The sequence below is a fragment of the Bacteroidota bacterium genome (assembly GCA_016195025.1).
In the GTDB taxonomy this organism is placed as follows: domain Bacteria; phylum Bacteroidota; class Bacteroidia; order Palsa-948; family Palsa-948; genus Palsa-948.
Genome location: JACQAL010000002.1, coordinates 36,980 through 50,777 on the forward strand (window position 1 = coordinate 36,980; position 13,798 = coordinate 50,777).

General features: G+C 42.9%; 11 protein-coding genes. 7 read left to right on the forward strand and 4 right to left on the reverse strand.

Annotation, left to right across the window (positions count from 1 at the left end; translation table 11 throughout):
• Window positions 1-29: 29 nt before the first annotated feature.
• Entirely contained in the window at window positions 30-2,432 is a 2,403-nt protein-coding gene (locus HY063_00205) for a tail fiber domain-containing protein (protein MBI3500194.1), read from the reverse strand.
• A gap of 86 nt (window positions 2,433-2,518) precedes the next feature.
• Entirely contained in the window at window positions 2,519-3,394 is an 876-nt protein-coding gene (locus tag HY063_00210; protein MBI3500195.1) for a hypothetical protein, read from the reverse strand.
• On the opposite strand from HY063_00210, the gene HY063_00215 reads away from it, so the two are divergent.
• Window positions 3,394-3,693, forward strand: coding sequence for a hypothetical protein (locus tag HY063_00215; GenBank protein ID MBI3500196.1), 300 nt, complete (start codon window positions 3,394-3,396; stop codon window positions 3,691-3,693). The genes HY063_00210 and HY063_00215 overlap by 1 nt on opposite strands.
• Before the next feature lie 14 nt (window positions 3,694-3,707).
• Here HY063_00215 and HY063_00220 read toward each other — a convergent pair whose 3' ends face one another.
• Window positions 3,708-6,632, reverse strand: a complete 2,925-nt coding sequence (locus HY063_00220; protein MBI3500197.1) for a S8 family peptidase — start codon at window positions 6,630-6,632, stop codon at window positions 3,708-3,710.
• A gap of 146 nt (window positions 6,633-6,778) precedes the next feature.
• On the reverse strand, window positions 6,779-7,228 hold the full coding sequence (locus HY063_00225; protein ID MBI3500198.1) for a type I restriction enzyme HsdR N-terminal domain-containing protein: 450 nt from the start codon (window positions 7,226-7,228) through the stop codon (window positions 6,779-6,781).
• Between the two features lie 98 nt (window positions 7,229-7,326).
• Here HY063_00225 and holA point away from each other — a divergent pair, with 98 nt between their 5' ends.
• From holA to HY063_00255, 6 genes are all read left to right on the forward strand, one after another.
• Entirely contained in the window at window positions 7,327-8,424 is a 1,098-nt protein-coding gene (gene holA / locus HY063_00230; GenBank protein MBI3500199.1) for a DNA polymerase III subunit delta, read from the forward strand.
• Between the two features lie 529 nt (window positions 8,425-8,953).
• Complete coding sequence (locus HY063_00235; protein ID MBI3500200.1) at window positions 8,954-9,355, forward strand: EVE domain-containing protein; 402 nt, start codon at window positions 8,954-8,956, stop codon at window positions 9,353-9,355.
• 73 nt (window positions 9,356-9,428) lie between these two features.
• On the forward strand, window positions 9,429-10,439 hold the full coding sequence (murB, locus tag HY063_00240; protein ID MBI3500201.1) for a UDP-N-acetylmuramate dehydrogenase: 1,011 nt from the start codon (window positions 9,429-9,431) through the stop codon (window positions 10,437-10,439).
• Complete coding sequence (locus HY063_00245) at window positions 10,439-11,218, forward strand: EI24 domain-containing protein (GenBank protein MBI3500202.1); 780 nt, start codon at window positions 10,439-10,441, stop codon at window positions 11,216-11,218. Before murB ends, HY063_00245 begins: the two co-directional genes overlap by 1 nt.
• A gap of 33 nt (window positions 11,219-11,251) precedes the next feature.
• Complete coding sequence (locus HY063_00250) at window positions 11,252-12,007, forward strand: menaquinone biosynthesis protein (protein ID MBI3500203.1); 756 nt, start codon at window positions 11,252-11,254, stop codon at window positions 12,005-12,007.
• Between the two features lie 79 nt (window positions 12,008-12,086).
• Window positions 12,087-13,727, forward strand: a complete 1,641-nt coding sequence (locus tag HY063_00255; GenBank protein MBI3500204.1) for a PD40 domain-containing protein — start codon at window positions 12,087-12,089, stop codon at window positions 13,725-13,727.
• Window positions 13,728-13,798 lie beyond the last annotated feature (71 nt).

Here is a 13,798-nt window from a genome sequence, read left to right on the forward strand (position 1 = left end):
ATTAGTTGCGTTGTTATTTACTTCTTCAGTTAATCCTTAATCATTTTTTTCGTCTCTATAACTTTTCCGTTTACAATAAGGGAATAAGAATAAACTCCTGCTGAGAGATTAGTGGCGGTAATATTCAACTGCCCCATTCCTTTTTCTTCCACTTTGTAAATCTTTAACTGAGTGCCAAACTCATCGTAGAAAACAATTTGCGCGTTGGCATTATCGGGCACAAAGTATTTAATGGTTGTGCCATCGCCAAACGGATTAGGAGAATTTTGAAAAAGTACAGCAGTATTTGCGAGTTCAAGTTCATGAATGGAAGGAATATTTCCCTGCTCGGTATTTGTATTGCCGTTTGAATTATTTCCGCTGCCGTTTGTGCGCTGTCCGCCTGTGAGTGTGGAAATTTGTGATTTCAATGCAGCAACAGTAGTTGTTAATGTATCAATCATTTTTTGCTGCTCTTGCATTGCTTTTACCATAGGAACAATAAATTTTGCATAACCCAAACTGTAATGGTCTTTTGAATTTTGTGGTCTGTAAACTCCATCAAAATCATATCCAAGTTTATTAGCAACGCTATCAACTTCTTGAGCAATAAATCCAGTACAAACCTTTTTTTCTGCTTTATCAAGTCCATCATTCATTTGCTGAATAAGGCTATCGCTTCTGCCAATAAATTTTTCTAAAGCATGGGCTTGAAAATTATAAGTAATAGGTCGTAGTTTCATAATGAAAGCTAATCCGGGAACATTTTCTTTAATATTTGTTTTGAATCTACCATCAGAAAGAATTGACCAACCTGTTGTTGGATACCCGCCTATTGTCCCGCCTGTCATTGTAGAATTTCCTATAACTATTTTATCGCTTGCAGTCGATGAAGCAAGATATCCAAATGCACCTGCATTTGTACCAGTCGCTCCCGCATCCGCGCCATAGCCCACGCAGGTATTATAAGTACCGGTAGTAATGCTTGCTCCCGTATTATATCCAATTGCAGTATTGCCGTCACCGGTGCTGTTGCTGCTTGCATTGCGTCCCACGCAGGTATTGTAACTCCCCGTGTTGGTGTAGCCGGCAGAAAAACCAATCATTGTGTTTGAGCCGCTGGTTGCATTGGAATAGCCCGCCTGATAACCCAAGTTTGTATTTCTTGAGCCGCTTGTATTGAGGTATCCCGCCCCGCTTCCTATAGAAGTTGCCCAGGACGCTGTGTTGTTATAACCGGACTGGTAACCCATCATAACAATATCGGTGGCGGTGGTTGATTTATATCCTGCCTGTGAGCCAAAAAAACAGTTATCAGAAAAAGAATTAGCAACCGTGCCTCCTCCTCCGCCTGCTTTATAACCGGTAATTGCATTATCAGTTCCGGTCTGGTTCCAGTAACCGGCATTATATCCAGCAATGGTGTTGTTTGTACCCGATGAATTACTTGCTCCTGCTAAACTTCCCACCATAGTATTGCTGGTTGCAGATGCCGCGCAACTAAATCCTGCCTCATAACCGAGCAAAGTATTGTCATTTGCACCTGAAGCAAGATTTTGACCTGCATAATATCCGAAACAGGAATTATTGCTTCCGTTAGAATTGTTATATCCTGCATTATTTCCTACAAAAACATTACCTGTGCCCGTTGTATTTAAGTCACCGGCATAATATCCAATAAAGGTATTTCCATTCACTGTATTATTTGATCCTGCAAGATACCCGACAAAAACATTATTGCTCGCAGTTTGAGTGGTGCAAGTAGGACAATTACCTGCCGAATATCCTACATATACATTGGATGTGCCGGAGTAATTATTAATCCCCGCATCTCCTCCTAAAAATGTATTGCCTGTAGCGCCTGAAGAGTTTTTGCCTGCGTCAACTCCCGCATAAATATTAGTATGAGTTCCATTAATCCAAAGAACTTTTTGTGTTCCTAAAAAATACGCGTTTGACGTGCCTGTGGTTGTGCCGCCTGCATTTATATCTTGATCGACATCCAATCTATAAGTACCTGGAGAGTAATTAGTGCCAATGCCAAGATTACCGGTGCTATTTTTAAGAACCAATAAATCTGTATTGTCAGCGGCATTACTTACACGGAGTGAAAGAGAGCTTGCTCCGATTTTAATATAGGAGTGTTGATAGGTTGTGTTATAGTAACCAATCTCCAATTTTGCGCTTATATTATCATCTATATGAAGCCCTCCGTGAAGCGTTAATTTTCCATAAGTGGATGAGGAAGTGGTACCGCCAATTACAATTTTGCTGTTAGTAGCATCTTCATAAATTGGAGTGGCAGTGTTTCCTGCTGTACTCCCCGTAGATGTAAATTTCGTTATGTAATTATTTGTACCGCTTCCAGTAATATTTTGTGCAAACATGCTGCCTGCGCTAAAGCACACCGCCACTCCCAGCAGCAATGCCTTTGTAAAAGTAGTTGTTTTCATTATTATTTTTGTTTTAGAAATTTATTTTGCAGTTTTAAAAATCATTATTCAATAATCAATAATCATTACACATTGGTCATTCCCCCTCACGACACCACCGCCCAGGCAGGCATGGAAAAAGCCCCCAGTTCGCCACGCGAGTTTTTCACGCGCGCAATGTACCAGGCGCATTTGCCAAGAGAGGTATTGTCTAAAACGCTTCTGAACAAGCCGCGGCTCGCATCGCCCGAATACTGGTAATCTGCCTGCGCGGGAATGGTTTGCGGGTTTAGTGTGAGCGCTATGTACACCTGAATTTCTTTCACTCCTTTTTCCTTGCCGCGTTTTTTATGCTCCACGCTGGTTACCAAAAGCACATGCAGCAAATGTTTTATTTCGCGTATGGCAATGCTCACTTCTTTTCTGCCGGGCGCGGCAGTGCGTGTGAGGGTGGTATCCTGCAAAAGCGTTCCTTTCTTAATGCGGAAGGTTTCGCAGTCGCTCACCGTGCCGTTGAGGGCAATTTTATCGAGCAGGTGATGCCCCGTGTTTTTATCGTGGTCATACCTGAGCGTGTTCTTAATCAGAATAAGCAGTTGGTCTTTAATGTCGGTGTTCCGGTGCCGCTTGTCGGCATACTGCGCGTAAAGCGTATCGCTCTGGCTGCGGAAGGTATGCCAGTCAGTGCTTTCCTGCCCCGTCCAGCCCCAGTTCTGGAAGCGGTTGTTTTGCAGTTGATAGTTATCGGTGTTCACCATATAAGCGGCAAACTCCGAGGGTTTGTTGGGGATGCGTGTGGTGCAGGCAATGAATGGCTCACGGACGGCAATGAGTGATTTTTGGCAGGCAATGAGCGGCTCACGGACGGCAATGAACGATTTTCGGCAGGCAATGAGCGGCTCACCGCCTGCCATAAATGCCTTGCGGTTAAGAGAACCGCGTTTTTTGAATGATTTTGCTACCTTGCGGAGTGCCTCAGCCAATGCGCGAAGCAGAGCCGAAAGGAGGCGCAAACGCGGGTGAGTGTAATAATAAGGAAGAAATAAACTTTGCTTATGAGAGCAGAAGAAGGGCTGGTCGCTGGTCGCTGGTCGCTGGTCGCTGGTCGCTGGTCGCTGGTCGCTGGTCGCTGGTCAAACGGTTTCATAGAGCGAACATAACTGATTGCCGTCAATTTATTGCAAGGAGAGAGGGAAAAGATACGATTTTTTGCAAACAAGTTTTCAACAATAAAAAAAACCCTGAATCTGCCTTAAACAGACAGTCCCGGGGTTTTCTGTGAGAGAATTTTACCTTTTATTTCATCACACTGAATCTTTTCGTCAGCACTGCTTCGCCTGCTTTTAACTGGAAAAAATAATTTCCCGCGCTGAGTTTGGAAGCATCGAGGGTGAGCGTGTTTCTTCCCTGCTGAATGTTTTCATAGGTCATTACCACTTCGCCCAGTGAATTCATAATGCGGATGGCGGCATGCTCGTAGCCAATCACGTTGTAGGCAATGTTCACGTTGGTGGTTGCGGGCGAGGGATAAGCATACGCCCAGAAGTTATCGGTTTCGCCATTTTCAAACACACCGGTGCTGCAGGAGTTATCCCATTTATCCTGCGCAGCGCAGGCGGTTGCCTGAATGTCGGCAAGGTTGTCTCCGCCAATGAGCGCGAAGGCAACGGTTACGCTGTCGCCCGCATTTACGGTGAAGGGCCCGCTGCTCACGCAGTTCATCACATCTCCTCCGGTGGCAGAAAATCCATCGCTGGCGCGCAGAACGGAAAGGGCTTTGTATTTATCGGCAGTGGTGAAATTGGTGGTGGGGTCAATGTCTCCATTTCCTCCCGAAACGTTGTCCACCACATGGCAGTTGGGAGGTGCGGAATTAGTTAAGACCTTCGTAGCCGCATATAAATTATTTCCCACCCAGTAAACGTATCCCATTTTGTTGGGCACATCCCAACTTGCTTTGTCCTGCCCCGAATTGGCATTGGGCACATCCCAGTCAGACATGATTCCGGCATACAAGCCGCTGAGCGTGCTTGCGCCCGTATTGGTGATTACATATTTCACAATCACAAATTTCCTGTAAGGCGCGGTTTGCCATGCATACGCATTGTGGTGAACGCTCACGGGAATGGGACCGCTGGTGGTGGCAGGCGCATCGTTGAAACTTCCATCCACATCAAAATCGGAAACCGTTGCGGGAAGAACTTGTTTCACGCGAACGGTAGAACCAAAATCGGTGTTGCCCGTGCTTGCATCGCGGAACATATCAGAAACCTTTGTACTTGAAGCGCCAATCATCAAACTGGATTCATAGAGAAGCGCCTGGGGCGATGGGTTTTCGTATTCAACGCCAAGCCCGTTCACCTGCCCGTCATTGTTATAGCCAATTCTTCCTTTGCTGGTAATGGTGGTGTGCAAATCATTAATGGTAATATTAATGTAATCGGGGTTCACCAGAATATCAAAATACGTATCGCCCGTGAACGTTCCATCCGTAATATGAATTTTGAAACGCACGGTTTGATTAATGGGAGCGCTGGCAGAAAGCACCGCTGTAAAAGGCGAAGCATTGTTGTTGGTTGTTGCCAGCGTGGCAAGCGCGCCAATGGTGAAACTTCCGTTTGTAATAGTAGGATTGGGTCCCGCAGAAACCGAATAGGTGCTCAGCGTTGCCGTTGCGCTGGAAGAAGAAGGGTCAAGATAATTGGTGAATATTCCGCTGATGTCAATGGTTTCACCCACATCAAAAATGTTATCGTTATTGTCAGTAACTGTAACCGGATTTACCAAAATGGATTTTGCCGCCTGCGTGAGCGCGTTGTTGATGTCAATTCTTCCCTTGCCAAGTTTTCCTAAAGGATATTGCGTGGCGCTTGGCATAGGGTCGCAGGTTTGTTTCATCTGCTCTCCAATCTGGAAAGCATTGGTATAATTTTTCACCGACTGAATCAATGCCGCACCGCCTGCCGAAACCGGGCAAGCCATGGAAGTTCCGCTGGCTGATTGGTATCCTGCACCGCTCGTGGTTGAATAAACATTATTTCCGGGAGCGCAGTAGTCCACATCCAGCCCGTAAGAAGAAAAACCCGCCATGTTATCTGTGCTGGTGGAAGCCGACACGCGGTATATATTATTATAGGAAGAAGGATAGGTTTGGTCTTCCACTCCGTTATTGCCGGCAGAAGCCATCACCAGAATATTATTGTTGATGGCGGCATAGTCAATAATGTTTTGCCCGTAAGAGCCGCCACCGCTTCCGCCCCATGAGTTGCTGATCATCTGAACAATGTTTCCATGCTTGGCAGAAAAATCGGCAAGCCATTGAATTCCCTGGTAGGCAGCCACCAGTGCACCGCTTGCATCGGCAATTTTGCACATGATAAATTTCGTATTGAAGCCGGGGCTTGAAACTCCCGTGCTGTTATTTGTAACCGCACAGGCATCTCCGCTTGTCATCACTCCGTGATTGTTTCCCTGCCAGGTGGGGTCGTTGTCATTCATTCCCACATCCCAGCCGTTGTAATCGTCTATATAACCGTCTGCATCATTATCACTGCCATCAACCGGGTCAGCGGTGTTGTGGTAAACATTTGCGGCAAGGTCGGGGTGAGTGAGTTCTGTGCCGGTGTCGGTGATTCCCACTATAAAACTTGCGCTTCCGTTGGTGGTGCACCAGGCGGTTCCTTTCACATCAATGCTGCCGGTAACATTTCCTTGGATATGATATTGGCTTCCTAAAGATGGGTCATTCGGAGTGCATACGGCATGAAGTTTGGGAACATACCAGGGCTCCACGTATTCAAAATAGCCGAGCGAAAGCATTCCGTTAATTACTTTTTCAAGATTCAAACCTGAGGTGAACTTGAAAGAATAAATAAGAGAGAGGTCAACTAATTTTTGTCCGAGCGCATTTCTTTCCTGCGCGGGCGCTTCCACGTGAGGATAAATTTTTGCCACTTTAGTTGCGCCCACCGAATTAAGATAATCCTGAAGCGGAAGAATATTATCAACTGAATTTATTTTGCAGTTCTGCCGGTACTGGGGTTTTACTTTGAAGATAACTGTGGTTGGCAGATAATCTCCTTCGTGAACATTTGCAGCCAGTTTGAAATGCATGGGCGCATGGTTGCCCGGAATAATTACTTCGCATTTGTTGCCTGCGAATGTAAGCGCTGTGCCAGAGAGAAAAAGCGCAGCAGTAAACAGAGATGTAAATTTTTTCATAGTGAAAATAGTTAGTTTGGTTTTAAAAGGGATGTAAAGGTAGAAATCTCCTAATCAAAACCAAAATTTAGGTAAACTTTTTTTTACACTTAGAACTCACCCCTAACCCCTCTCTTTCTGAAAGAGAGGGGAATTTAAGGGGAGAGTTATTTGTACTCAGGAAAATCTTTTAGAAATAAATGCTTTCCCTGTTCATAGTTCATTTCGCAGCAATAATGTTTCAAGCCGTTTGTTACCGCCAAAAATTTTGTTCTGAGTTTATTCGATATATTGTAAACGGCAACCTGATTAAAAGTTTCCTGAGAAATTTTTACATCGGGTTTTTTGCATTCCACAATCATCCACACATTTCCTTTCCGGTTGTGAATTTTTATGTCGCTTCGCTTTTGAAGTTTGTTGTACTTCAATCCTGTTTCAACGGCAATAAGCGAAGCAGGATATTTTTTTTCTTCAATTAAATACTGAATAAAATTCTGGCGCACCCATTCTTCGGGTGTGAGAGCGACAAACTTTTTGCGAATCGCATCAAAGATTTGATTTCCTTTTTCACCTTGTCGAATTCGAAAAGAATATTCGGGAAGATTTAATTTTAACATCTACTAAATACTAATTTTTACTAATGTACTAATTTACGAATCAGCGCACGGCTGTTTTGTCTAATTCGTAAATTCGTATTAATTAGTATTTAGTAGATATGGATTTTGACAAAATAATATCCGACCTCAAGAACAAAGTTTACCATCCCGTTTATTTTTTAATGGGCGAGGAGCCGTTCTTTATTGATGAAGTTTCAAATTACATAGAGAAAAATATTCTGGATGATTCCGAAAAAGAATTCAACCAGACAGTTTTATACGGAGGCGAGACAAACATTCTGCAGGTCATCGGCGAAGCCAAGAGTTATCCCATGATGAGCAATTACCGCGTGGTGATTATCAAGGAAGCGCAGAACATGAAAGACCTTGTGCCGAAGGAAAAATCAGACCCCTCTCCATCTCTCCCCAAAGGGGAGAGGGTTGAGCGCGCAAACTCCTCCCCTTCGGGGAGGTCGGGTGGGGTTGTTCATCCGCTAGAAAATTATCTCGACAATCCCCAAAAGACAACCATTCTTGTTTTCTGCCATAAGTACAAAACCATTGACATGCGCACAGGGTTCGCAAAAAATCTTTCCAAGCGCGCAGTGGTTTTGAAATCGGATACGCTTTACGATTACAAAGTGCCGAAGTGGATTGAAGAATTTATAGCGGATAAAAAATATTCCATTGAGCCGCGTGCGAGCCAACTGCTCACGGAATTTCTTGGAAATGATTTGAGCAAGATTGCCAACGAACTTGAAAAACTTTTCTTAAACATTCCTGAGAAAAGCAAAATTACTTCCGACCACATTCAAAAATACATCGGCATCAGCAAGGAGTACAACAATTTTGAATTGCAGGATGCCATTGGGAAAAAAGATTCGCTGAAAGCAAACCGCATCATCAATTATTTTTCTGCCAATACAAAGGATAATCCCATGGTGGTAACGGTTGCTTCGCTGGCAGGGTATTTCAGCAAGATGCTGCTGTATCATATGGTAAAAGGAAAACCGCAGAATGAAATTGCAGCAACTCTCAAAGTGCCTCCGTTTTTTGTGAAGGATTATGCATCGGCTTCAAATAATTATCCTCCCGGAAAAATTTTCAGCGCCATTTCTCTCCTCCGCGAATACGATATGAAATCAAAGGGCTATGAAAATTCAAACATAGATGAAGGAGAACTGATGAAAGAAATGGTGTATAAAATAATGCATTGAAAATTTTTTATTCGAAAAAATTATACGCTTTTTCCAGATACTTTGTTTTCAGCGCAGCAATGCGGTTGCTGCCGAAAATACTTGACGGACTCGCAAAAATTCCCTGCAGAAGCGGAAAAACCCCGCACGGAATTGCTGAATAAACAGACGGGATGCCTGAATGAACGCGCGGGACTTCAAAAAGAAGTTCAAGTTATTGATGAATCCCGCACCTGCATTTAAAATGAACACGCGGGAGGGCAGAAAAAATTTGCGTTATGTATGCGGAAACATTCCCTTATGCAGCAGGAAGTTTTAGTAGTTGCACAGCAAGTTTTAGTTGAGCGCGCCAAACATTGCCTTATGCAGCAGGAAGTTTTAGCAGTTATACAGCAAGTTTTATTTCAACCTGCCGAACATTGCTTGCTGCGCGCCAAAGGAAAATTTTTTTCTGAAAATGTCAACTTCAGGCAAAAGGGTGCTTCGCCCTTCGGAATAATTTTTCTTTCGCTATTCCCATATCTCAATTATTTTTGCAGAAAAAAACAGGATGAATTATTTCCTCGTCAAATCCGAACCCGAAACGTATTCATGGGAACAATTTGCCAAAGACGGCAAAACCATGTGGGAAGGCGTGCGCAACTTTGCCGCGAGAAAAAATTTACGCTCTATGAAAAAAGATGATTTGGTTTTGTTCTATCACAGCGGAGAAGATAAATGCGTGAAAGGAATTGCAAAAGTTACCAGAGAATTTTACCAAGACCCCACCACAAAAGAAGATTGGTCGGTGGTTGACCTTGCTTCTGAAAAACCGCTGAAGAAACCCGTTACGCTGGCGCAAATAAAAGCAGAAAAAAAATTGCAGAACATTTATCTGGTGAGACAAGGAAGATTATCCGTTATGCCGCTTGGCAAAGAAGAGTTTGAACTTATCGTTCGCATGGGAAGTTGAAGCCAGTAGGCAATCGGCAGTTGGCAGTAGACAAAAAATTCATTCGTACATTCGCAGAAATTCGTATTCGTAGATGACCATTCAGGAAAACATTTCTCTTCGCAAATACAACACCTTCGGCATTGATGTTTCGGCAAAATATTTTCTCGAAGCGAATTCTGTTTCTGATGTTCAAAACTATTTAGATGAAAAAAAATCTTCGCCTCTGCTTATCTTGGGCGGAGGAAGCAATATTCTTTTCACAAAAAACTTTGACGGAGTTGTTCTGAAAAATAATCTCAAGGGAATTGAACTGCTCAGGGAAGATTCGGAAAATTATTTTGTGAAAGTTGGCGGAGGCGAGGTGTGGCATGAATTCGTTCTGCACTGCATAAAAAATAATCAGGCGGGCATTGAAAATCTTTCACTCATTCCCGGCTCGATGGGCGCAGCGCCCATTCAGAACATTGGTGCGTATGGCGTGGAGCAAAAGGAAACTTTTCACGAACTCGAAGCCGTCAATCTTCAGGAAAACAAAAAAGTTATTTTCAAAAATTCCGATTGTAAATTCGGTTACCGCGACAGTATTTTCAAACGCGAAGCAAAAAATAAATACATCATTACTTCCGTTACTTTCCGCCTGAACAAAAAACCAAAATACAATACAAGTTACGGAGCAATCAATCAGGAGTTAGAAAAAATGGGGGTGAAAAAACTTTCCATCGCTGCCATTTCTCAGGCGGTGATTACTATCCGCAGAAGCAAACTGCCCGACCCTGCAATGATTGGCAATGCAGGAAGTTTTTTTAAAAATCCAATCGTTTCGAATGAGAAATATGAATTGCTGAAGAAAGAATTTCCGGCTATTGTCGCCTATAAAAACTCCAATAGCGAAATGAAATTGGCTGCCGGCTGGCTCGTTGAACAATGCGGATGGAAAGGAAAACGGTTCAACGCTCATGGCGTTCACAAAGACCAGGCATTGGTGCTGGTGAATTATGGAAACGCAAACGGAAATGATATTTATGAACTCTCGGAAAAAATTTTGCAATCAGTGAAAGAAAAATTCGGAGTAATGCTCGAAAGAGAAGTAGTAATCGTATAATGATATTCAGCAAGCAGGTTGAACTTGGTTTTCGCTCTTACTTCAATGCCATCGGATTTATTTTTTCGAAAGGTTTGTGGTGGGCATTCTTCATTCCGCTCCTGCTGAATATTCTTTTATTCATAGGAGGATATTCACTGATTGAAAATCTTACAACTCATGTGCAGGATTGGTTAAAAGGAATTTTAGGATTGGACAGCGATTCTTTTTTCCTCTCGAAATATCTTGGCGTGTTTATCGCAGGATTTGTATGGATTTTTTTCCGCGTGCTTTTCTTTTTTGTGTTTGCTTATTACGGAGGATACATTATTTTGATTTTACTTTCGCCTTTGTTCGCGTACCTCTCTGCGAAGACCGAAGAAATCATCAGCGGAAAAAAATATCCCTTCGATGGCGACCAATGGATGCGCGACATGGTGCGCGGAATTTTAATTGTGCTGCGGAATCTTTTCATTCAAACGGGCTGGATTATTTTAATGTTCGTTGCAGGATTTATTCCGGTGGTTGGATGGTTTTCGGCAATTGTTTTATTTCTTGTCTCCGCCTACTTCTACGGGTTTTCTTTTATTGATTACACCAGCGAAAGAAGAAAATTAAAAATCCATGAGAGCATTCAGTTTGTGCGCGCGAATAAATGGCTGGCAATTTCCAACGGATTTATTTTTTGCCTTTTTCTTCTTCTTCCGTTCTGTGGAATTTTATTCTCAGGGTTTGCGGCAATTGTTGCAGTGGTAGCGGCAACACTGGCTGTAAATGAAATTTCTCCGGGCAGGGAATAGTTCTTTAGAATAATTTACATTTGAATCCTTTTTATGAAAAAATCTTCTCTGAGAATTTCTGCCGTATCCTATATAAACGCAAAGCCGTTTGTGTATGGAATTGAGCAAGGCGGGTTTCTGAAAAATTATTCTCTTTCACTCGATATTCCTTCTTTATGTGCCGATAAATTAATGAAAGATAAAGTGGACATCGGGCTTGCACCTATAGCCGTTATTCCCCATTTGAAAAAATATTTTCTCTTTCCTGATTTCTGCATTGGCGCAAATGGTCCCGTGCGCTCGGTGATGCTCTACAGCGAAGCTCCGTTGAATGAAATAAAAAGAATTCATCTCGATAATCAATCGCGAACATCCGTTATGCTGCTGCAAATTCTGGCAAAACATTTCTGGAAAATTTCTCCTCAGTGGATTCAGGCGAAAGACGGCTATGAAAAAAATATTAACGGAAATGTTGCGGGATTAATTATTGGCGACCGGAATTTTTCTTTCACAAAAAAATTTCAATATGCATTTGACTTATCCGAACAATGGAAATTATTCACCGGTCTTCCGTTTGTTTTTGCCTGCTGGATTTCAAATAAAAAATTAGATGCGCAGCATGAAATTTCATTTTACAAATCCATGAAGTTCGGGCTGGAGCAGAAAGAAAAAGTAATTGAGCAATTAGACAAAGAGTTCGATAAAAAAATAATGAGCGATTACCTGAACGAGTATATCATCTATTCTCTTGACCAGCCCAAAAGAATTGCCATGAATTTATTTCTGAAACTTTGCGCTACCATTCGTTGAAAAATATTCTTTTTGGCTTTTAAATTCTATTCGTTATGTTTGCATCGTTAAAAAAATCCATGAACTAATTCGCATTGCTATGAAAAAAAATATTTTACTTATCGGTGTTATTTCAATTGTCATACTGAGCGGAGTCGAAGTATCCTTTTCTCAAAAAGGAGATGGCGGAAATGTTTTCAAAAAAGGGACCGATGAATATAAAATGTTCATGGCGAAGCAGGATTTTTTCGGAGGCGATTACCGCTCGGCTCTCAATAAATTTAAGGAAGTGGAAAAGAACCGCCCGAACGATGGCAACATTCATTTCTGGATTGGCAACTGCTATTACATGATGAAAACCTATCAGGATGCGGTGGATGAATTGGAAAAAGCAAAATCACTCGACCCTAATGCTTCTTCCGAATTAAGCTTGGCGCTCGGCAAGGCGTATCACGCGCGCGGCATGATTGACAAAGCGCTCGAAGAACTGAATGCTTACCGCAAAACCGTTGCCGACAGTCCCAAAAAAATTTCCGAGAGCGAAGTGGATGTGGAAATTGCGCAGTGCAACGTTGCAAAAGAAATGATGGCGCATCCGGTAAATGCCAAACTTTCTTTTCTGATAGACCTCAATTCGCAATACGATGACAAAGGTCCCGTGCTTACCGGAGGCGACAAGGTGATGATTTTTACTTCGCGCAGGCCCGAAGGCGATAAATCAAAAACTGACAAGGAAGGCGATTACGGATATTTCGACAACGTGTATGAAAGTTTCTGGAGCGATGAAAAGAAAACCTGGCTGGCGGGTGATTTAATTCGTGGTCCTATTAATTTGGATGGCGGCTATAATTCTGTTACGAGCATTTCTTCCGATGGAAATCAAATGTTCATTTACCGCAACCATGTTACCGAAGCGCACGGAGGAGAAATTTTTGTTTCCAAAAAAGCCACTTCCGGAAAATGGAAAACGCCCGAAATTCTTCTCAAGCCCGTTAATACGAGTTACTACGAAGATGCGGCAGTGCTTTCGCCCGATGGAAACACACTTTATTTTGTGAGCGAGCGACCGGGCGGATTAGGACAAGGAGATATATGGCTCTCAAAAAAAATGCCGGAAGGATGGGCAGAGCCCGTGAATATGGGTGCACCTGTAAATTCTCCCTTCGATGAAAACGGATTATGGCTTGCGCCCGATGGCAAAACACTTTTCTTCTGCTCGAACGGGCCCAACTCCATTGGCTCTTATGATATTTTTAAAACCACCATGGATGAAAAAGGAAAATGGAGCAACCCGGTAAACATCGGTTATCCGATTAACAGCGTAGGCATAGAATCAAAATTCGTGATGACTGCCGATAAAAAAACCGCTTACATTGCCACCGTGCGCGACAGCGGGCTGGGCGAACGCGATATTATTATGGTAGATATTTCCAATTACGATGTGATGAGCGGAGTGAGCAAGCCACTTTTGCAGACGGCTTCGCTTGCCGGAAAAATTACAGGTGCCGACAGCACACACAAAGCATTGCCTGCCGAAATTCGGATTCTTGACAAAGCCACCGGCATGCAAAGCGCCATGACTAAATCGGGAGAAGATGGTTCTTACATCATTGATTTTCCTTGCAGTAAGCCCTGCCTTATAGAAGTTTCCTCAGAAGGATACCAGAAATTCTCGGAAGAAATTTCGCTGCCTGCCGGAAAAACCGAAACAAAAAATATTACGCTTTCGAAAAGCCAATAGAGAAAGAATCGGATTTCTCTGCCGGAAAATGAAATTTCCATTTTGCTATTCAGATATTTTACTTACTTTCG

Bases quoted from the DNA above. Each gene is read 5' to 3' on its own strand.
- HY063_00255 (MBI3500204.1), top strand. From the start codon at position 12,087: ATGAAAAAAAATATTTTACTTATCGGTGTTATTTCAATTGTCATACTG.
- HY063_00205 (MBI3500194.1), bottom strand. From the start codon at position 2,432: ATGAAAACAACTACTTTTACAAAGGCATTGCTGCTGGGAGTGGCGGTG.
- murB (MBI3500201.1), top strand. From the start codon at position 9,429: ATGACCATTCAGGAAAACATTTCTCTTCGCAAATACAACACCTTCGGC.
- HY063_00225 (MBI3500198.1), bottom strand. From the start codon at position 7,228: ATGTTAAAATTAAATCTTCCCGAATATTCTTTTCGAATTCGACAAGGT.
- HY063_00245 (MBI3500202.1), top strand. From the start codon at position 10,439: ATGATATTCAGCAAGCAGGTTGAACTTGGTTTTCGCTCTTACTTCAAT.
- HY063_00220 (MBI3500197.1), bottom strand. From the start codon at position 6,632: ATGAAAAAATTTACATCTCTGTTTACTGCTGCGCTTTTTCTCTCTGGC.
- HY063_00250 (MBI3500203.1), top strand. From the start codon at position 11,252: ATGAAAAAATCTTCTCTGAGAATTTCTGCCGTATCCTATATAAACGCA.
- HY063_00215 (MBI3500196.1), top strand. From the start codon at position 3,394: ATGCGCGAAGCAGAGCCGAAAGGAGGCGCAAACGCGGGTGAGTGTAAT.
- HY063_00235 (MBI3500200.1), top strand. From the start codon at position 8,954: ATGAATTATTTCCTCGTCAAATCCGAACCCGAAACGTATTCATGGGAA.
- holA (MBI3500199.1), top strand. From the start codon at position 7,327: ATGGATTTTGACAAAATAATATCCGACCTCAAGAACAAAGTTTACCAT.